18 protein-coding genes are annotated in these 20,972 nt (G+C 51.1%); 11 read left to right on the forward strand and 7 right to left on the reverse strand.

All coding sequences use genetic code 11. The features are described from left to right. Positions 1–25: 25 nt before the first annotated feature. Positions 26–850, reverse strand: coding sequence for a nucleoside triphosphate pyrophosphohydrolase (gene mazG, locus ACYU87_RS05455; protein ID WP_461133008.1), 825 nt, complete (start codon positions 848–850; stop codon positions 26–28). Between the two features lie 343 nt (positions 851–1,193). On the opposite strand from mazG, the gene ACYU87_RS05460 reads away from it, so the two are divergent. The 6 genes from ACYU87_RS05460 (at position 1,194) to xrtN (ending at position 7,246) form a co-directional block, all read left to right on the forward strand. Next, a complete protein-coding gene (locus ACYU87_RS05460) occupies positions 1,194–1,868 on the forward strand; it encodes a DUF1361 domain-containing protein (protein ID WP_461133009.1) in 675 nt (224 codons plus the stop codon). A 101-nt stretch (positions 1,869–1,969) separates the two neighbouring features. Further along, complete coding sequence (locus ACYU87_RS05465; RefSeq protein WP_461133010.1) at positions 1,970–2,341, forward strand: diacylglycerol kinase family protein; 372 nt, start codon at positions 1,970–1,972, stop codon at positions 2,339–2,341. A 60-nt stretch (positions 2,342–2,401) separates the two neighbouring features. Then, a complete protein-coding gene (locus ACYU87_RS05470) occupies positions 2,402–3,052 on the forward strand; it encodes a hypothetical protein (RefSeq protein ID WP_461133011.1) in 651 nt (216 codons plus the stop codon). After that, positions 3,049–3,348, forward strand: a complete 300-nt coding sequence (locus ACYU87_RS05475; protein ID WP_461133012.1) for a winged helix-turn-helix domain-containing protein — start codon at positions 3,049–3,051, stop codon at positions 3,346–3,348. The genes ACYU87_RS05470 and ACYU87_RS05475 overlap by 4 nt, the downstream gene beginning before the upstream one ends. 114 nt (positions 3,349–3,462) lie before the next feature. After that, positions 3,463–6,138: an XrtN system VIT domain-containing protein gene (locus tag ACYU87_RS05480; protein ID WP_461133013.1), complete on the forward strand. Its 2,676-nt coding sequence runs from the start codon at positions 3,463–3,465 to the stop codon at positions 6,136–6,138. Beyond that, entirely contained in the window at positions 6,125–7,246 is a 1,122-nt protein-coding gene (gene xrtN / locus ACYU87_RS05485; RefSeq protein WP_461133014.1) for an exosortase N, read from the forward strand. The genes ACYU87_RS05480 and xrtN overlap by 14 nt, the downstream gene beginning before the upstream one ends. A gap of 48 nt (positions 7,247–7,294) precedes the next feature. Here xrtN and ACYU87_RS05490 read toward each other — a convergent pair whose 3' ends face one another. Further along, positions 7,295–7,636, reverse strand: coding sequence for a hypothetical protein (locus ACYU87_RS05490; protein WP_461133015.1), 342 nt, complete (start codon positions 7,634–7,636; stop codon positions 7,295–7,297). Between the two features lie 338 nt (positions 7,637–7,974). On the opposite strand from ACYU87_RS05490, the gene ACYU87_RS05495 reads away from it, so the two are divergent. Beyond that, on the forward strand, positions 7,975–10,095 hold the full coding sequence (locus ACYU87_RS05495; RefSeq protein WP_461133016.1) for a sensor histidine kinase: 2,121 nt from the start codon (positions 7,975–7,977) through the stop codon (positions 10,093–10,095). Positions 10,096–10,123: 28 nt separating this feature from the next. Then, positions 10,124–11,215, forward strand: a complete 1,092-nt coding sequence (locus tag ACYU87_RS05500) for a hybrid sensor histidine kinase/response regulator (RefSeq protein ID WP_461133017.1) — start codon at positions 10,124–10,126, stop codon at positions 11,213–11,215. 56 nt (positions 11,216–11,271) lie between these two features. Here the strand turns inward: ACYU87_RS05500 and ACYU87_RS05505 are convergent, their stop codons facing one another. Both ACYU87_RS05505 and nhaD read right to left on the reverse strand, forming a co-directional pair. Beyond that, a complete protein-coding gene (locus ACYU87_RS05505) occupies positions 11,272–11,985 on the reverse strand; it encodes a hypothetical protein (protein ID WP_461133018.1) in 714 nt (237 codons plus the stop codon). Positions 11,986–12,063: 78 nt separating this feature from the next. Beyond that, positions 12,064–13,359, reverse strand: a complete 1,296-nt coding sequence (nhaD, locus tag ACYU87_RS05510; RefSeq protein WP_461133019.1) for a sodium:proton antiporter NhaD — start codon at positions 13,357–13,359, stop codon at positions 12,064–12,066. A gap of 36 nt (positions 13,360–13,395) precedes the next feature. Between nhaD and ACYU87_RS05515 the strand changes: the two genes are divergently transcribed. Continuing rightward, complete coding sequence (locus ACYU87_RS05515) at positions 13,396–13,731, forward strand: hypothetical protein (protein ID WP_461133020.1); 336 nt, start codon at positions 13,396–13,398, stop codon at positions 13,729–13,731. Positions 13,732–13,784: 53 nt separating this feature from the next. On the opposite strand, the gene ACYU87_RS05520 is transcribed toward ACYU87_RS05515, so the two are convergent. From ACYU87_RS05520 to ACYU87_RS05530, 3 genes are all read right to left on the reverse strand, one after another. Then, positions 13,785–14,960: a sodium:proton exchanger gene (locus tag ACYU87_RS05520; RefSeq protein WP_461133021.1), complete on the reverse strand. Its 1,176-nt coding sequence runs from the start codon at positions 14,958–14,960 to the stop codon at positions 13,785–13,787. 72 nt (positions 14,961–15,032) lie between these two features. Further along, positions 15,033–15,920 carry a PE-PGRS family protein gene (locus ACYU87_RS05525; protein WP_461133022.1) on the reverse strand — a complete coding sequence of 296 codons (888 nt, stop codon included), beginning with the start codon at positions 15,918–15,920 and terminating at the stop codon, positions 15,033–15,035. A 100-nt stretch (positions 15,921–16,020) separates the two neighbouring features. Beyond that, positions 16,021–19,575, reverse strand: a complete 3,555-nt coding sequence (locus tag ACYU87_RS05530) for a PAS domain-containing protein (protein WP_461133023.1) — start codon at positions 19,573–19,575, stop codon at positions 16,021–16,023. A gap of 201 nt (positions 19,576–19,776) precedes the next feature. On the opposite strand from ACYU87_RS05530, the gene ACYU87_RS05535 reads away from it, so the two are divergent. Both ACYU87_RS05535 and ACYU87_RS05540 read left to right on the forward strand, forming a co-directional pair. Beyond that, positions 19,777–20,421 (forward strand): 3-keto-disaccharide hydrolase, encoded by a 645-nt coding sequence (locus tag ACYU87_RS05535; protein ID WP_461133024.1) that lies wholly within the window; start codon positions 19,777–19,779, stop codon positions 20,419–20,421. Positions 20,422–20,514: 93 nt separating this feature from the next. Next, complete coding sequence (locus ACYU87_RS05540) at positions 20,515–20,877, forward strand: hypothetical protein (protein ID WP_461133025.1); 363 nt, start codon at positions 20,515–20,517, stop codon at positions 20,875–20,877. The last annotated feature ends 95 nt before the right edge of the window (positions 20,878–20,972 follow it).

Raw genomic sequence — 20,972 nt, forward strand, 5'->3', positions numbered from 1 at the left:
AAATGATAGTAGGAGAAACGATATATTATATATCTTTCTTGGCTTCGTTCCAGTACACGTCCATTTCGGCCAACGTCATGTCGCTTAGGGCTTTTCCATTGATACGAGCCTGTTGTTCAATGTATTGAAAACGTTTGATGAATTTTTTATTGGTGCGTTCGAGGGCCGTTTCGGGATTAATGTCGATGAAGCGGGCGTAGTTGACAAGTGAAAAAAGCAGATCGCCAAATTCTCCTTCGGCCCGCTGGTGGTCAATAACGGACTGAGTATCTGCATTGAACTCGGCCTTGAACTCCTGCATCTCTTCTTCCACTTTCTGCCAGACCTGTTCCTTCTCGTCCCAGTCGAAACCGGCACCCCGCGCCTTTTCCTGAATGCGCATGGCCTTTACCAGGGCGGGTAAGGAGCCCGGCACCCCACCCAGCACCGACTTGTTTCCTTCTTTGAGTTTAAGTTGCTCCCAGTTCGCTTTTACCTGCTCCTCGGTTTCGGCAACGACCTTACCTCCGTTCGCGTCCCCGTAAATGTGCGGATGGCGGTGGATGAGTTTATCGCAAATACCGTTCAGCACATCGGCCATATCGAACTGGCCGGTTTCGGATGCAATTTTGGCGTAGAAAACCAGGTGTAACTGAATGTCGCCCAACTCTTTACGCACCTCGGGAAGATCGTTTTCCAGAATAGCATCAGAGAGTTCATACGTTTCCTCGATCGTGAGGTGGCGCAGACTGTCCAGCGTCTGTTTGCGATCCCAGGGGCACTGCTCACGCAACTCGTCCATGATGGTCAGGAGTCGATCAAACGCCATCAGTTGTTCCCGACGGCGGGGAGTCATTTCAGTAAACGTCATACCGTAAAGGTAGCGCAAAAACCAGAAATGGCCGTACAGAAAATGAGGTTGCGAATGGCGGGAAGACTCCCCCGGTTTAGATAAATCTATAACGTTTTGTCCGGATAGAGTTGGGCAACAACCTGATAGCTTCGTTCAGTAAAGCCTTCTTAACTCGTCTGAATCTAGATAAAAGAAGTCTGGTCAAAACCGCCTGGTTCCGGCAGCAAATCGAATCGGTACTGAGCCGTTGAAAATAATTATGCCAGTCTGCTTGACATACGTCTAATTGATGCGTTTACTTTGCAAAACAAAGTACTTTATACCAATGCATTCATCGGCTATAGTTCCTTATCCTTCCGGCATGATTTCCCCTCGCGACGCGCGCACGGGTAGAGGCATACGTGCGCTGGCTTTATTGACGTTCATTGGGCTTAGCTTGGTGACAACACGGGGTTTATTAACGGGCAACTGGTGGTTCTTCATCATGCTGACCTGGAACCTGTTTCTAGCCTGGTTTCCGCTGGGCGTCGTGCTGGTGCTGCGCGATCTACGCCAGTCCGGCTTTACCAACAAATGGTTGCTGGCCAGTGGCCTGGCGGGCTGGCTAGCCTTTTTACCTAATGCTCCCTATATCATCACCGATCTGTTTCATCTTCAGCACATCGATCAGCCACTGCTCTGGTTCGATACCATGTCGCTGTTCGTTTTTGCCTTAACGGGTTTGCTGGTGGGCTTGTATTCCATTCTCATCATCCATCGAATGCTTCGGCCGCTGGCGGGCAATTGGCTGACCTGGGCCTTGATTTTTGGTAGCCAGATTCTGTCGGGATTCGGTATTTACCTGGGCCGTATTGGCCGGTGGAACAGCTGGGATGTGCTGACCAGTCCAACCGCCCTGACCATGGCCATTGCCCGTGCCTACCAGGATCACCTGAGCATAAAACTGACCATCGCCTACGGGTTTGTCCTGTTTCTGATGTACGTTGCTTTCTACTGGTACATCGAACATGAAAGCGAATCCGGACGTAGCCATTAGCAAGCAAAAATTTTCGGCGTAGGCAATCTGTGCCTATCGAATGCCAAATGCTGGTCAATTCGTGGATAGAAAGCCTGTTCTTTTCGCATTAGCTTTGCCAAATGATTGATTTCCCTAAAGTACTGCGCAGTTTTCGGTTTGCGGGGCAGGGTATTCTGGACTTGTTTCGATTTGAGAATAATGCCAAAGTGCATTTCCTGGTAGCTATACTGGTGGTTGGTGCCGGGTTTGTGCTAAGCTTAAGCCCGGTGGAATGGGCCATCATCCTGACCCAGATCGGACTGGTTTGGGCGGGCGAAGCATTCAACACGGCCATCGAGAAACTGTGCGATTTTGTATCACCGGGTTTACACCCTCAAATCAAAGCCATTAAAGATGTATCGTCCGGCGCCGTACTGATTCTGACCATTATCGCTGTACTCGTTGGCCTTATTATTCTTGGCGGTCATTTGCTAGACAGATTGGCTCTCTAGAGTAGCCGATCAGGTTACCCCGCTACGGTAGACCCCTTATTCCTTTTTCAACCTTTACTCATGCACGAATCGCGCGAACATCTACAAACCCTGACGGAAATTCGTAGCCTGATGGAGCGTTCCTCTAAGTTCCTGTCACTAAGTGGCTTGTCGGGTGTCTCGGCAGGTGTGATAGCCTTAATTGGAGCTATTGTCGTTTCAGTACGTCTGCAAACCGGTTTGGTTACGGCACTCCGATACGATTATTCGGATGGTTATTATACGACCATGAATCATCAGGAGGTCAGGCAGTTTCTGATCATGGTTGCCGTTATTGTCCTGGTACTGGCCTTACTATCAGGAAGCTACTTCACGATTCGAAAAACCCGACGTCAGGGCCAAACCATCTGGAACAAGTCATCGCAGCGATTAGTCTGGGCAATGCTTGTTCCATTGGCAACCGGTGGCGTATTTTGCCTGGCGCTGCTGCACTATAATTTGATCTGGCTGGCCTTTCCGGTAACCCTCATCTTTTACGGGCTGGCACTGCTGAATGGCAGTAAATACACCCTCCGTGATGTAGAATCGCTGGCCTACTGCGAAATTGGCTTAGGGTTGCTGTCGCTGTTTTGGCCCGGCTACAACCTGCTGACCTGGGCCATAGGATTTGGCGTTCTGCACATAGCGTACGGCCTGGCTATGTATTTTAAATACGAACGAACCACTGAATGAAGAACGACCTGCTGGCTCAATTTAACAAAGCCTTTGAAAGCAAAGCGCGGCTGAGCATCATGTCGGTATTGATGGTCAATGAGTTCATGAGTTTCAATGCGCTTAAAGAATTACTCGGCCTGACCGATGGCAACCTGGCTACCCACCTGCGGGCACTGGAAGAAGCCGGTTATGTTGCGGTGCAAAAACAATTTATCGGGCGAAAGCCCAACACAACGTATTCGGCTACTGACGCGGGCCAGCAGGCTTTTTCAGACCACCTGAACGCGCTGGAAGAGTTCATTAAGAATCTGTAGTACCACCCGAACATTCATTCCTGCCCATTCTTTTCACAATCTCTGGCTACTTGTTGTAGCCAATGGCGGCTGTGTGTTTTTTTACTTTTTCACTTTGAAAAACAAAGTACTTTTATGAAAATAATTACAAACGCATCTCATTCCCGGCCTGAAATTGGCCGGTTGTCGGACGTTGAAAACAGCTTTCCCCCTACCCCTCGTCCCCGTCTCCTGGCTCCGTTCGCCGACTCAGTCTTTAGCCTGGGGTTTCTGTTACTGGCTATTTCCGGCATTACGTTTCTGCTGTATGAGTGGCTGGGTGATCCAGTAGGTTCGGGGAACAGCAATGTCGCGTTTATCATGATCCATTATGGGCTGGCCATTGCGTTTACGCTGTCTTTGGAAGTCAATGGGTTTCTGAAAGTACGGCAACCTCGTTCTGCTGACGGCCAATCGGCCCGGTGGTTGGGTTTGTTGCTCTGGCTGATCAGTGCCTACGCCCTAAACCGGGAGATACCGGTTTTTCAGCAGTCAACGGCCTGGTTATGCGGAGTTTTGGTACTCACCGGAGTGGCTATGGTTGTGCATGGCTGGAAAGAATCGTTATCCGTCCGGGCGCAGCAAGTTCTGTACGCAATACTGGCAATTGGCTGGTGGCTATTTGCCTACATGGCAGTCTACATGGTTCAATTATACCTCATCAGCGTTCCTATGCTCATTGCCCTGGGCTTGTCGGCGCACACGTTTGTCCCGCTTGTATTCGCCATCGTGCTCGGAAAACGGCTTTGGCAGGATGCCCGGCAGGAAGAACACCTTCGCCTGGGCGTTAGCGTCGGATTAGCCATTCCGGTGCTCGCTGTCGGTTTATTTCTAGTCGGCTGGATCAGCGACCTGAATCGTATCGAGCAAACACAGCAGGAAGCCACAATCCGAAAAACGAGCGACTTACCCGCGTGGGTGCTCATTGGTCAACGGCTGAAATCCAGCCACGCAGGACCCGGTCGAATCTGGTTTGACTGGGTTACTAACCGGCTATTGTTAAGCAATCGGGTGTATGAGCGCGGCCGTTTTCTGTCCGACCAGGGTTGGGGGCTTACTGGCCTAACAAGCCTGGACAATGTGAGGCAGCATGATCCGCTGGTTGTTATTGCCTCACAGTTGTTTCCGGTCGATGTACTCTCGCCCGCCGACCAGCTGTCTCTGCTGAAAATCCTTGCGGCCGATCGACACAGTTCGGAAGAAAAATTCTGGACCGGCCGTCATTTAACGGTAGAGGACGTTGTATCGCAGGTGCGCATCTGGCCCGAATTCCGATTGAGTTACACGGAGCAAACGGTGCGGATTCGGAACCAGGCCCGGCATACGATCGAAGAAGCGTTGTTGACCTTTCATGTACCGGCAGGCTCGGTGGTCTCGTCGATGTCGCTGTGGGTTAATGGCCATGAAGAGCGCGCCCGGCTTACCACCGTAGCGAAGGCCGATACAGCTTATCGAACCATTGTTGGCGTAGAATCCCATGGTAGCTCTCCCAGAGATCCGTCCGTTGTGTATTGGCAGGAAGGCAATCGGATAACAGTGCGCGTGTTTCCCTGCCGGGCTGGCGACGATCGACGGGTGAAGGTGGGCATTACTTCTCCCTTAACACTGATCGACAAACAGTTAGTCTACCAAAGTCCCTATTTCGATGGGCCTAAAGCAGGTTCAGCCTCAGAACTGGTCAGCGTTGCTTTTGCCTCCACACCCAGCGAGCTAAAAACGCCCTGGCTATTCACGAACTTAATCGAGAATACGCTTACCCACCGGGGTAGTTACCAGCCCGATTGGCAGTTGCATTTCGAAGCCCCCACTCTCTCGACCAATGCCTTCATTCTGAACAACCAAGCCTACCAAACAGCACCCTATAAGCCAGTAACTGAGGCATTTTTGCCAACCGATGTCTACATTGACCTTAATGCGGCCTGGGAGAAAGAACAATTCACTGCGGCCTTCTGGAGCGCAACCCGTAAAAAATCGTGCCGTGTGTGGGTGTTCGATGATGGGTTGACGCAACTCACGGCTGGCAATCTCGACGCTATATATGACCGATTGACGCAGCAGGCATTCAGTCTGTTTCCGATATACCGGATCACGAACCCGGCAACAAGTCTATTAATTACTAAGAGCACACCGGTTTCGCCCGTTCTGACGGATCTGAAAGAGAGCCGCTTTGCCCATAATTTTGCCCTGTTGGCTAACCAGACCGCGCCAATTCGGACTTTCTGCTATTCGTCTGAATCCGGTGACCACGACTTGCCCGCGTACCTGAAGACACTGACTGAACTCCAGGTGCTGAACGTGCTGCACGGCACCAGCTACGATTTGATTAACCTTCTCGAAAAGACAAAGCAGTTTCCTCGCCTGCCGGATACAAACGAAAAAGTCGTTCTGGCAGAAGCAGGCATTGCGATTCAAAAGACACCCGTTAACCGCCAGCAAACGTCCACGGCTCCCGATCATTTAGTCCGGTTGTTCACGTACAATCAGTTACTTCGCCACATTGGTCGTCACTACGTTACAAAGAACTACCAGACTGACAGCCTGATTCGAGAGGCCCAACAGGCACACGTTGTTTCGCCCCTATCGAGTCTGGTTGTACTCGAAACAACAGCGGACTACGACCGATTCGGCATTAAAAAAGATAATCTGGGGCTCGATAATGCAACTTTGAAAGAAGAAGGAGCCGTACCGGAGCCTCACGAATGGGCGTTACTGGGAATGGCATTGGCTGTATTCGGATGGCTATTCTGGAAGAAACGCTATGCTCACGCCTGATGCAACAATGCTGCTCTCGGCCAGTCTGCTTTTGTTTGCAGGCTGGCCCGGCTACCCGGACCGAAGCCGCTGGCTAGGGCGATTGCTAATTTTTATACTTCTCTCGCCGGGGTTGCGCTACGCTTCGGCGTTGTTTGGTTTTCCCATTCGGTTGCAGCTCAGCACCTGGTCAGGTCACCTGCTTCGGCTGGCTGGGTTTTCGGTACAGACCGACGGCAATATGCTGCTGAAGAATGGTGTTGCGATGGCCGTCGACCCGGCCTGCGTGGGGCTTCAACTGACGGGAGTCTCGCTGTTGCTGGGCTTGTTTTTTCTTATCTGGCAGGAACGTCAATTACAGAAAGCCATCTCTTTCGGATGGGTAGTAGCCTATACAGCATTTGTTTTCGGGCTGACGGTTTTTTGCAATTTATTCCGCATTATGCTGCTGGTTTCGTTCGGCAGTTTGCCCGGCACGGGAGCCCATGAGGGAATTGGTCTGGTCTGCGTAGTGGTCTATGCATGGCTCCCGGCCTGGTTTGTAGCACGTTGGCTCTTGCTTCGTTTCGGTAACTCTTCACCCGGTCCCGAGCGAGGCCCGGCGTGGGGATGGCAACCCATTTGGGGTACAGCTATACTGGTACTCGGGATTGGCTTACTGGTTATGGCGTCACGATCCGATAAACCAGCCACTGACCTCTGCCAGCGGGTACAGACCCTTCCGGTGGGCTGGCGTGGGTACGAAAGCGGCTGCTCGTGTAAAACGTTACCGAGTGGAATTATGCAACTGGCCAAACCAGGTGTCCTGATCTACCTGAAACCACAACCCGATTGGTTCAGCGCCGACCACAGTCCAATGACTTGCTGGCGGGGCAGCGGCTACGAACTCCGGCGGGTCCACGAAACAACGCTCGACGGACACCCGGCCTACGTGGGTGAATTGAGTAAGCACGGAAAAACGCTTTACTCAGCCTGGTGGTTTAGCAGTGGAAAAACGACGACCATCAGTCAACTGACGTTGCGCCGAACCATGCTGCAGACTAAAGAAAACTTTTTTCTGATCAATGTAACGGTTGATACACCAACGGCTGGCATGGGAACAGATGCTTTCCGGATGTTCAGACACTGACTGGCACGGCAGTCATGGGAGCAGGAACGCTGGAACTGTCCGGCTGAATCAGCTGACCGGCTCAGGAGGCAGTGAGCAGAGAAAGGTGTGAATACGCCCATTCAGTTCACGCATCTGCTGGATATGGTTATTAAACAGGGTCTGCGTATCGTTGTCGGATGCAGCCGTGTTTTCTTCCAGTTCATCCATATCAGCTACAAACTGTGCCAACAGACGGATTAATTGCTGCTGTAGTTCCTGACCGTACCCGGTTACGTTTGGAGAAAGCGCCCGCCCGTTCGTTAACAGATCCGTAATGCAACCGTAGTTCGACTGTATCTTTCTGATTTGTAGTTGCCACTGACTTGCCCTGATTGCCCTGGCGTTAATAATTTCTTTTTTCAGCTTCATGCGTACGGTGGTTAAACTGTCTCTGATTCTCCAACAATCGGCTAAAACCAACTGGCTTTTTCAGCAAACTATACAGCTTTTTTTAAGATCTAGCCTTTTTCTTTAATTTCCGCTCTGCTTTAAGTAGTTTTAGTATTCGTTTTGCATCTTTAATAAATCTATAATGCACCTTTTCGACAATATCGTTCAATGATACCAGTTAATTTATTCATAAACCTTATGGGCAAATTGGCTGGTTTCAGCTTCGTAATGATAGTACCGTTTCCGACGATGCGAAAAGACCAGCTGGCGCCATACATGTCTGATGTAACTTGTTCTATCTCCTGCATGATAGCCACATGACAACAATGCCTGATAAAGAATCTATTCGGCTGGACGCCCTTGCCAGCTACCACATTCTTGATACACTTCCTGAACAAGAGTACGATGCGATAACCCGAATCGCTTCGTATATCTGTCAGACGCCTATCTCCCTGATAACTCTGCTGGACGACCATCGACAGTGGTTCAAGTCGGCGCATGGGCTGGGGGTGTCGCAGACCCCACGCCAGGATTCCTTTTGCGCACACGCCATTGAAGATCCCGACCACACATTAGTCGTTAACGACGCTCGTCTTGATAGTCGATTTACAAACAGTCCGCTCGTGACAGGCGAAAGCAATATGATTTTTTATGCCGGCGTGCCGCTGGTTGATGGAGAAGGGCAGGCTCTGGGTACTTTGTGCGTCATTGATCACGAACCCCGATACCTTTTGGCCGAGCAGCAGGCCGCCCTGGAAGATCTGGCCCATCAGGTTGTTTCGCTCCTTCAGTTCCGTCTGGCTTCAGCACAGTTGAAGGAAACTAGCCAGACGCTGCAATCGCTGAACCAGGAACTACACCAGAGTAATCATATTCTTCAGACCGTTGTCGACAATTGCCCCGCCGGTCTGGTACTTTGGAAATCCGTCTGGGAGAACGATAAGATTGTCGATTTTCAGTACATATTTACCAACGCGCAGAATGCCGCTCTTACGGGTTTAACCGTTGAGCAAATGATTGGAAACCGGCTGAAGTTGCTCTTTACGGACGAGGCAACCGGAGGCCTTTTTAACGATCTGCTGAAGGTCGTGGAAACGAGACAGCCTCAGAAACATCAGCGAGAGTACGCCTTTGGACAACGAACCGGCTGGGCCGAATTTACGCTTACGCCCTGTGGCGACGGGATTTTATTTTCGGTTCAGGATATTACGCCCCTCAAAAAGACAGAACAACAGTTACAGGCTCACTCGAACAACCTGACACAGCTGGTTTCCGAACGAACGTCGGAGATAAACCAGTTATCAGCCTTACAGAAAGCCATATTCGACCATGCCGGCGTAGCCATCATTTCAACCGATACGGAAGGCATTATTCAGACGGTTAACCCCGCGGCCGAAAAACTGATGGGGTATAGGGCCGACGAACTCATCGGAAGGCATAATCCTATTATGGTTTACGATCCGGCTAAGGTGGGAAGTAAGACCGAAAAATTAACCGAAAAACTTGGTAGATATATAGAAACAGACGTTGATTTACTTAAATTACTAACCGACAGTCAACCTGATACGTTCACGGTGATTAGCCGCGATGGCCGCCGTACACCGGTCGTATTTACCCGAACGGCTTTGCGCGATGAATCCGGTACCCTAACTGGTTACGTAGGTATGGCCACTGACATTACCAACCAGAAACAGATTGAGTTGTTACTGCAACAGTCACTGGAAAGAGAGCAGGAATTAAATAAGTTGAAATCAACGTTTGTGACTACCGCTTCCCATGAGTTTCGCACGCCACTGGCTACCATTCAATCCAGCGTTGAACTGGTGAAGCTTTATCTGGAGCAACCCCGCCAGGCGGCCCAACCCATCATTCAGCGTCATCTGGCGAGTATCGAAACCCAGATTCTCAACGTCAGCGACATGCTGTCTGACATGTTGAACGTAGCCAAGATCGAATCCGGTAAAATAGACTATAACCCGCAACGGGTCGATATTATTCACTTAATCAATGACGTGATTCGCACGCACTACGCCGAGCGGAACGATGGCCGGACGGCAATCGTGACGGTTAGTGGCCAACCGCAACTGATTTATCTGGACACCAAGTTAATGACCCATGTTCTGGTCAATCTGCTCTCCAACGCGTTTAAGTTCTCAACCCAAAACCCTGAACTGTACAGCTGTTTTGAGCAGACACACTTCCGGTTAACTGTGGCCGATAAAGGAATCGGCATTCCGGCCAGCGAGTTACCTCAACTGTTTACTACGTTTTTTCGCGCCAGTAATGCTGTCACCATCCAGGGTTCCGGGCTGGGCTTGGTCATTGCCCGTCAGTTTATTGACCTTCACGGGGGAAGTTTTACGATTGAAAGCCAAGAAAATCAGGGAACGCGCTGCACCATAACTCTACCTTATCATTCCACCATCACCAATTCCTGAGCAGATTATCAAAAGTGCTGTCCTCGCTATGCAAAAACTATTACTAATTGAAGATGAAACACTTATTCGTGAGAATCTAGCTGAATTATTGACCCTTAATGGCTTTGACGTCTACACAGCGCCCAACGGAAAGGAAGGACTCATGCTGGCTACCCAGCATCAGCCCGATCTGATCCTGTGTGATGTGATGATGCCTGAACTGGATGGTTTTCAGACGCTTGAGATTATTCGGGCCAATCCGTCGTTGAGTAACACGCCGTTTTTGTTTCTTACCGCCAAAGCCGACGTTATGGATACGCGCAAAGGCATGGCCCTGGGCGCCGATGATTACCTGACGAAGCCGTTCAAAATGGATACCCTGCTTATGGCTATTCAGGCGCGCCTTAAGCGCGAAGAGCAGCGGAAAGCCCATACCCAGGCGCTTCTTCAGGAGCAGCTTAAGGCCATGACTCACCTCTCCACGCACGAGTACAATACGCCCCTCACGGGTATCCTGGGCTTTACGTCCCTGCTGATCGATTATTACGGAGAGTTTAGCAAAGCCGAGAACCTGTCGATGCTCGACATGATAAAAGTTAATTGCCTGCGTCTGAAGCGATCGCTGGACAACAATCGACTGATCAACCGGTTGCAGAACATCTCCACATCAGATGCCTTTTACCATTTTTTCAGCACGGGCCATGCAGACATAACGCCCGACGTGCTCAATAAGCATATTCTTTCGGCCAGCTATCGTCAGAACCGACAGATTCCGTGTCACGTAGACGTGGAAAATGCGCAGGTGCATATCTCCGCAGACAATCTGGCCACTATTCTTGAAGAACTAACTGATAATGCCGTCAAGTTTTCGGCCGATGATCAACTCATTCACATTACGGGTCATTTATGTTCCGACCATTATGAACTGACTTTCCTGAATCAGGGGCAGCCTTTTCATCAGGACGATATCAACCGAACGGCCCCCTACCGGCAATTTGACCGCCCCAAGTACGAGCAGCAGGGCTTCGGACTGGGCATTGCCATCACCAACAAACTACTGGAGTTTAACAAGGGCTCCTTACACATCGAAAACGTAGACGCGGGTAGAACGCAGGTCGTTGTTCATCTCCCGATAGGGTAGTCAGCCGAAAAGCTGATGATTACCTCTCACCGGCTTTTCGACTAGCTGAGCGCTCCTTATTTCACCCTAAAGTCCGAATCTCGCAGACCTCTGTTGATCCTCACATTATCGACGGTCATGGCCATGGGGCCACGGGACGATTGCTGCTGGATCGTCATCGGAAATTTGATGCCGTTTACAACTCGATAATCGGAATAAGCCATCGTTGTCGTTACCTCATCTCCCCGCTGCGATTTACCTGTTATCACCGACTGCACCTTAAGGCCCGTCACGGCATCGAAATTATCCGTCCAGGTAGCGGAGCCATCGGAAGTTGTATGGCTAATTTTATACGTGTCTTTGTTCGCTACTTTTTCGGGGCCAATCAGCGTTGAGACTACGCCATTTTCGGCGTAGTGCAACTCGGGAAAAATAATGTTGATTGCGGTCATCTGCTGAGCCGGTACACCCTCCAGCGTGCGGCTTCCCTGCACACCGCCCATGGCCACCTTCGAGCCATTGCCGATCTGCCTCATCACCTCCGTTCCGTTGGCATTAACGACCGTCGAAAACTTGTTCGGCAGCTTCTGTTTCCGGGTGATCATGATAGCACCCCGCTGCCCTTCGCTGGACATGTGGGTCGTTACGTCGGTTACTTTTTCCAGGGCTGCTTTGCCGCCAATAGCGGCAATGTATTTATCGATTACCTGACTGGCCGTTGGGGTTGTTTGGGCCAGTATCGACTGGCTGCCCATGGCTAGTACACCCACCAACATCAATAGCTTTTTCATATCCATTCAGCAAATGTGTATAACCAAAGATACAGCTTTGTGCCCGAAATGGCAAGATGATAACCGCCCTTCCGCTGGTCAGGACAGGAGGGCAAACTGAGCGAGAAAGACGATAGCCCCCGTTGCATAGCCAATCAGGGCGAGCCAGCTTACCTTACGCAGGTACCACCCGAACGATAGCTTTTCCATACCCATCACCGCTACACCAGCCGCCGAACCAATCACCAGCAGGCTCCCGCCCGTACCGGAACAGTAAGCCAGAAACGTCCATACTTTATTGTCTACAGGGTAGGCTTGCAGATCGTACATGCCCATGGCCGCGGCCACAATCGGCACATTATCGACCACGGCCGATACCGCACCGATGAGCAGAACGATGCTGTCCAGATCGCCAACGGTGCGGCTCAACGAGTCTGCCAGCGACCGCAACAGCCCCGTCGCTTCCAGGGCTCCGACAGCCAGGAGGATACCCAGAAAGAAAAGAATACTGGGCGTATCGATCCGGCTCAGCGCATAGGAAGCCGTAAATTTCTTTCGCTCGGCTTCGTCTTTATCACTGTGCAACACCTCCGAGACAACCCAGATAAAGCCGAGCACCAGCAACATACCCGTATAGGGCGGCAGGTGCGTAACGGTCTTAAAAACAGGCACGAACAGCATCCCTCCCAGGCCAATGGCCAACATAAGGCGTCGCTCCCGTCGGGAGGCAGGCGTTACGTAAGGCCGGCTAACCCCCGATCTGACCGTTACAGCACTCTCGTCGGACGTAGATTTGTAGAACCGGGTCAGTATAACCAACGGCACCACCACCGAAGCCAGGCTGGGCAATAACACCGCCTGGATAACATGCGTCGCCGTAATTTGGCCGCCAATCCAGAGCATAGTGGTTGTCACATCGCCAATGGGCGACCAGGCACCTCCCGCGTTGGCTGCCAGAATGATGATACCCGCCATCATGCGCCGATCCTCGACATTCCGGATCAGCTTACGGGCTACCGATACCATAACAATAGCCGTCGTGAGGTTATCCAGCAGAGCAGAAAAGAAAAAAGCGAGCAGGCTCACAATCCAGAACAGGGTGCGGATATTACGACTGGCAATCCGATCCGTTATCAGCGTGAATCCATCGTGCGCATCAATCAGCTCAACCACCGTCATGGCCCCCATCAGGAAAAACAGAATTTCAGCCGTAGCCGTGAGGTGATGCTGTAACTGATGCCCGACCATTTCGGCATCGGTCGCCGTAAGCGCATAAACGGCCCAGCAAACGACACCCGTAATGAGTGCTGTTGCCGTCTTGTTGATCTTAATAAGGTGCTCCAGCGCGATCAGCAGGTAACCGACCACAAAGAGAACCATGAGAATACTTACCATAATGAGTCATTTTGTCCTACTTCTTGTTAACCATTTATGAAGCTACCCGCGTCTACGTTTATTATTCACCTCGCGTCACTGGGTCCGGACGGCATGGCCTTGTTTCCGTTTATTCTGGTGAAGCAACCAAATCCCGGGGCAATTCTCCTGAACCACGAACGAATTCATCTGCGCCAGCAGGCCGAACTGGGCATTGTCTTGTTTTACATCTGGTATAGTCTCGAATACCTTATTCGCCGGCTGCAATACGGTCAGCATTACCGGGCTTACCGGAATATCAGCTTTGAGCGGGAAGCATTCGCCAACGAACAGGATCTGGCTTATTTAGCGTCGCGCCGGTGGGGCACGTTCTGGAAATACGTAAGGAAATGATATAGGATGTATAATACATAGCGCATCATACATCCTATATCACACATCATTCGTCATTCTTTCGTCTTTCTACTTCTCATCACACCCGTCATCACAACCAAGTAGAGGAATACAATGACCAGGAGCGGAATGCCCGCCCGGAAACCCTGTAACCGTAGATCTTCGGGAATATTGAGGTAAAGCAAAATCGTAATCAGGCCCCGTGGCGCTACCCACAGCAACGCGCCTGACGTTCCCCAATAGGTTAGCCGAAGTGTCACCCAGCGCCAGCCGATGATGATAAGAACAAATAAGGCACTCACAATCAGCGCATCAACATCAACCAATTCGTGAGGAATGGCTGCGTAGCCTAAGATCAGGTAAAAGAATGTCCGCACGACAAAGGAACCTTCTGCCGTCAGGTTTTTGAGTTGGTCCAGTTCTTTTTCGAACAGGTCATTCTTGAGGATCAGGCTGAGCCGCCCCCGGATGAACAGTTCTGTATTGTTGAGGAACAAGCCGAAAATAAGAATGAGCAAAAGCGAGGACAAATGGTTGATTTCAGCGAGTGCGTAGACCAGAAAAAGCACCGATATGATGGGCAGGAATTTGATGCGGTGGTTGATGCGGCCAATCAGGTAAAGCAGCAGAAAGCAGCAGATCAAGGAAATGAAGGCCATAAAGAACGTATCGCGCGTAAAGAGCCACACGGCATTCAAGACCGACTCCCGGCTCAACAGCAGGAAATTATAGACCATAATTCCCAGAATACTGGCGAAAGCCGACTCATAAACGGCATATTCGCGCTGCTCGCCCGACAGCTGGTCTACCCGCTGAACCGTTGCAGTGCTGCTGATGATCGAGAAGGGTAGCGCGGCAATCAGGCAATGGTAAAAAGAATCGTTCAGGAGCAGGTAAAGCATACCTGCCATCAGTAGTGTCCCCCCCATAATGGCCAGCAGCGAAGCCAGGAGGGTACGTCGCAATACACTCAGCCGATCCGTGTGAAGCTCCAGATCAAGTCCGCCTTCCAGCACAATCATAATCAGCCCCAGCGTACCCAGCGTTGGCAGAATGGTGTTAACGTAAGGTACCTGAACATCGAAATACTGCGTCGCCTGCCTGGTCAGCATACCCAGCAATAGCAGCAACAAAACAGAGGGCGTTTTGAACCGGCTACTGAATAGGTCGAAGCCGTAGGAAATCAATACCGATAAACTAAGGACTATAATCAGAATTGATGAATCCATTCGGCGGAAGAATGACCGAGGGCCTGGCTTAATGACTACGTATAGTCTACTCAGGCACTCGCTCAATACTCGTTACTTTTTGGCGTAGTAATACAAATTTACGGATGATGCGCTGGCCCGTTCGCTGATCGTAAAGAAGCCTTTCGCATCTTTATCGAAACAGATGGCTTCTCCCTGCGGCTCCAGCCGGGTAACCAGTGAGCGCCGGGTACCGTACTGCAACGCATCCGGGATAGTCTGGGCACCGTCACGCTTCCAGTAGTATACCGTGGTGTATGTTCTGACCAGAATCTCCTTACCATCTGGCGAGATGGCGGCCCCTGTCACGTAATTGGCCAGCCCCCCCCCGAACGAGGGTAATTCGCCGTAATCGGTGGCCGTAATCAGATCACTGGTGCTTTGCGGATACGGCAGGGCGTACAGGTGCACTTTTTCTTCCCGCTTCGAGATGATGTAAATATCTTTCGTCTGAGGATCGACAAACATGGCTTCGGCATCACGAGGTCCCTGCGGATACCGAAAATTAATGCGATCAATCGACGTAATTGATGATTGCAAAGAAGCAGGCTCGGGCAACCGGTAGATCTGAACAGTCTGATACTGAGCATTGTTATCCCCTATATCGCCGATGTACAGGTAATTGACTCCATCCTGAGGGCCAGGCCCCGAAGCCAACTCTTCCCAATCGCGGTTGGCAATAGTGGGTACCGTTAGTTTACCACGTACCGTTCCATTGTAGTCCAGTAATGCCAGTTCGGCGGGACTACCGCTGTCCTGCTCAATCCAGATAGAACCGGGCTGGCTGCGGCTGTCGACCATACCCGATGCTTCGTCGATCTGACCGGGTGCTACGGGGGTAACCGTCGGGTCGGAGGCAAAATTAACATCGTACACACTAGGTACGCTGAGTTTGCACGCAGCCGCGGACATCCCTAAAAACAGCAAAATGAACTTACGCATGAAGACTTCCGGTTGATTCGAATGCCAAAGTAACGAATTGAAAGGCGAAAATGATGAACGACAAGACCAGTTTCGCCTGACTGGCCTGTTGTATACGCCATCAGATGGGGAGCAAAATCCGGAATGTAGCACCCAGCCCCGGCCTTCCTTCGGCCAGAATATGCCCCTGGTGGTTGTCAACAACTTTCTGGACAATAGCCAGTCCAATGCCGGTTCCCTGGTATTCACTCCGCCCGTGCAGCCGCTGAAACACCTGGAAAATGCGCTCAGCCTGGTGTGGGTCGAAGCCAATCCCGTTGTCGATCACTTCGATCAGGTGGAACAGGCGGTCGGCATCCGCATCAAGTAACGTCCCACCCGTCAGATCGCGTCCACGCACCCGGCAGCTTGTAATGGTGACCGTAGGCAGGTCAACGTTCTCTTCTGTTTTGGTAAATTTGAGCGCGTTACTAATGAGGTTCTGAAAAAGTTGCCGTAACTGAGATGCGTCACCCCGAACGGTCGGCAGCGGCTCAACCTTCACGACTGCCTTCTTTTCGTTGATGGCCGTTTCAATGTCGATCATTACCTCAGAAACCACCTGGTTCAGGTTGACCGGACCAACGGTTTCGCGCTTGGTAGCAATCCGTGAGTAGGCCAGTACATCCTTAATCAGTATCTGCATCCGGGCGGCCGCCGATTGCATTCGACTGATCATATCAGCGCCCGAATCGCCAATGACGGGCGCAAACTGCGACTGGACAATGTCGCCAAATGCCTGAATCTTGCGCAGGGGCTCCTGCAAATCGTGGGAAGCTACGTAGGCAAACTGCTCCAGGTTTTTGTTTGACCGCCGTAGGTCGATAACCGAGTTTTCCAGCTGTTGCTGAAGCAGTTTCAGGGGTGTGTAGTCGCCGAATGTCACCAGTACATCGTCGCCCGATTTTGTGGTCATAATGTCGAGCCAGGCATCGACCCCACCTCCGTTGTAGTGAAATTCAGACCGTTGCGATTCACCCGTGATGTAGGTTTTGTAGTACAGATCGAACATACCATCGGTTTTATACCCCGGAAGCCAGGTACTGCCCAGAGCCCCGACAACCACCTCGGGATCCTGCCCGACGTAGGATGCCAACTGACGATTGGCCAGCCGGAACCGAAAATCAACGACCTCACCCGCCTGGTTCCGAACCGGACTGAACAGAAAAATTCCGGTCTGGCAGGTATCAATAACCGTCTGTAATTCGGTCGCGGAGGTTTCGAGCCGTTGCTGCAGTTTTTTAAGCTCGGTAAAGTCGGAGAACGTAACCAGTATGTCCCGACCAACCTTCACCACAGTGTAGCTCTGCCAGAAATCCTGGACCTTCGTTTCGAGGTGAAAGGTAAAATGCTGCGTTCGACCCGTTTCAAAAATAGCAACATACCGCTGAAACAACCCATTGGTCAGGTATTCCGGAAACCACCGGCTAACCAGCTCACCCATGAGGGCGTCAGGCTCCTGACCAACATAACTGGCAATCATCTGGTTAGCCGTCCTGAACCGGAAATCAGCTATTTTCCCGAGCGGATTATACACGGGGTTGATCAGAAAAATAGCGACCTGCGCCGAGTCGATTACAGTACGTAGTTCATCGGACGATTGCTCGATGGTCATAGCCGACCGTTTGGTATCCGTTACGTCCGTGAAGGTAACAACGAAGCCGTTCCCGAGCTTTTGGCAGAATATGTCGAGCCAGATATCCAGCCCATCGTACTTGTAATAGACTTCCGTACGGCCGGGTAGCCCCGTTTCAGTTGTGTGTACGTATAAGTCAAACAGGCCGGTCTGGCTGTTACCAGGAAAAATCGTCAGCATCGTAGCGCCAATCAGTTCCTCCAGTTTCCGGTTCACCAGCAGTGTAGAACTGCGGTTGGCTACCAGGAATTTGAAATCAACGATTTGGTCCGTCTCATTTCGAATAGCCTCGAACGCCATGACGCCACTACTGGAACCGTCCAGTACACTATTGAGCAATTCGGCCTGGTGTTCTGCTTCGGCGGCTGTCTGTTCGAGCGAATGCTGAACCCGTTTGAGCTCCGTGTAATTCGTGAAAGTGACCAGCACATCATCGTTGAATCGAATGGCTTTCACATCGAACCACTCGTCCAGGTTGTCGAAGGTGTAATTAATCTCGAAGTACCGGTCTTCACCTGTATCCAGAACATGCCGGAAATGATCGAAGGTGGGGGTGTCTCGGTAACTGGCAAACCAGTCGGAGCAGAGCGTACCCTGCAAACGCTCGGGCAGCTGATGAACCAGGGCCGCCATTGTCCGGTTAACGATCTCGAACCGGAAATCAACGAGACGATTTTCGTTATCGTAAACAGCACTAACCACGAAAATCCCCGGCTGGGCAATATCTATAACGTACTGTAGGTTAGCCGCTGAGGTCAGAATAGCCTGTTCAGCCATCCGGGCCTTCGTCGTATTGGCAACGGCTAGCGTAACGCCATCACCAAGCTTCACGGCCGAGATCCGGAACCAATTGGTCTGTCCATTTCGCGTATAGGCCAGTTCCTCCTGGTAGGGCGTGCCCGTTTCGGTTACAACCCGGTAGTGGTCGAATAACGTATCATCCTGCGAACTGGTATATAAAGTCCGGAACGTCTGGCCAAGAAACGTTTCGATGGGGTAGCTAAGTAAATTGCCCACCATCGCGTTGGCGTGCGTAAAGCGAAAATCGGTCAGCATCCTCCTCTCATCCCGAATGGCTTCCAGGACTAAAATCGCATCCTGCGATGCGTTGAAGACGCCATCCAGCAGCGTTCGCTGCCGCTCCGTTTCCAGAGCCACCCGTTTTTGCTCCGTAATGTCATTCCCCATTACTACAACGCCGTCGTTCAGCTTGGTAATCGAGGTATTGTACCAGGCCTGCGCACCCGGATAAAATTGCTCGGACTGAATGGATTGCCCGGATTCGATTACCTGACAGAACAGATCGAATTGCCCCGCCTGGTGCGAGTCGGGGTTGATTTCCAGCAGCGTTTTACCAGCCATGTCGATACCTAGTCGGGACAATACAGTGGCCTGTCCCCGCTCGTTGACGAAGCGTATCCGAAAGTCCTGTATCTGGCCCTGTTCGTTACGGATAGCCTCGTATACGAACACCGTAATCAGCGAGGTATTGAGCGTATTATCCAGAAGAACCCGTTGTCGCTCGGCTTCCAGCGTCAGTTCCTTTGGTTTCGTAATAATCCGCGACAGGCTCAGCACGCCATCCCCCGCTTTAGACCGCGTCACGGCCAGCCACTGTTTCAGGACCGCATCGAAATGTTCGAACTCGGTGGCGATTCCCTTGTCGAAAACGTCGCATAACTGCTGAAAAAACTGCTCTGCTGCGGCCTGATACGTTGGGTTACCATGCCGAACAGACGTGCCGCTCGTAATCGTGTAGGCACCCGTTGCGGTTTGTCTGGCCTTTGGGTTGACGTAGTCAATAATGAAATCAACGATTCGATTCGTGTCGAATTCCTGACCGCTGTGAGTGATGCCTTCAGCGTGATCGGGGTGTTCGCGCACGGCGCGCATCCACACCACATTGTCGGGCAGGTGATCAAAAAGTTGGGCTAGAGTAAGTTGATTAGGTAAAGCAGCGGGCATTAGATTGGTGACGCGGACGGTTATAAGTTCGGTCAAATAGTGTAGCAAGTTACTTAAATTTATGTTACGACATTCGCCAGACCGTCTACTTTCAGCTTCGGTTTGTGATACAATTACACCCTCTTACCGCTTTTTGAGTCCGTCTGCTATCAAATAAAAAGAAAATCATATAAGCTACTGGCTGGCGGAGCATTAGGTACGGCCCTGTTTCTGCTTTACCTCCAAACAAACCTCGTTATGTACACTACCTCAATTCGTTTTTTAGCCGCCTTTCTGGCGCTTGGCCTCTGCATCAGTTTTGTTAGCCGACCAACGGCTGGTGGCTGGGTCAGCATTTTCGATGGCAAAACACTCAATGGCTGGAAGGTTACCGATGAAAGCCCGGAAACGTTCAGCGTACAGGACGGTGCTATCGTTGTGGCCGGACCGCGCGCCCATTTGTTTTACGAAGGGCCCGTCAACAATCACAATTTCAAGAATTTTGAGTGGAAAGCGCAGGTAAAAACCATGCCCGGCTCAAACTCAGGCATGTTTATTCACACGGCTTACCAACCGTCGGGCTGGCCATCCAAAGGATACGAAATTCAGGTTAACCAAACCCACACCGACTGGCGCAAAACGGGTAGCGTTTATGGGCTTCAGGACGTAAAGGAAGTATTTGTGAAAGACGGCGAGTGGTATACCGAACACATTATTGTGCAGGGTAAGAAAGTGGTTATCAAGGTCAACGACAAAATTATCAATGATTATACCGAAGCCGACAGCGTGAGCAATGCCAATTCAGGAAAAAAATTAAGCAGCGGGACCATTGCCTTACAAGGCCATGATCCAAAGAGTAAAGTCTTCTACAAAGACATCCAGATAAAAGTACTGCCTGACTAACAACCAGCAGCCAACGGTACGGATCGATAAAACCGGGCAAAACCATATGGTTCCCTTTTTCGTTTTACCCACAGACAACATCACCCAACGATTATGAAACACTTCACTACCCTGACCGAAGCAATGGAAGACCTTCGGAGCCGCGGATACACGCATGAATTTGGGCCTAAAAAAGACTTTCTGGAGGAGAAGAGCACCGAAACGAAGTTGAAAGGAGAGGATTTCAACGTGGATGAGTTCCACCGTTTCGAAGGAACCTCAGACCCCGGCGATGAAATGACGCTGTACGCCATAACGGCATCGAACGGCATGAAGGGTGTCTTCGTATCGCCCCAGGGTACGTACTCAAATGAAGTTTCGCCGGAACTGATGGCCAAATTTAACGTATCAGACCGCGCCAACGTCAATACCGACGGGGCCGTGAAGCCGATTGACCCGGTGGCTGCCGGTCAATAAGTCATTTACACGATAATTGCAAGAAAAAAGTCCGGAACATGTAAAATTTTTCGGACTTTTTCGGTATATTTGCGGCCTTTACAAAAAACACGCCG

Source organism: Spirosoma lituiforme, assembly GCF_054776635.1.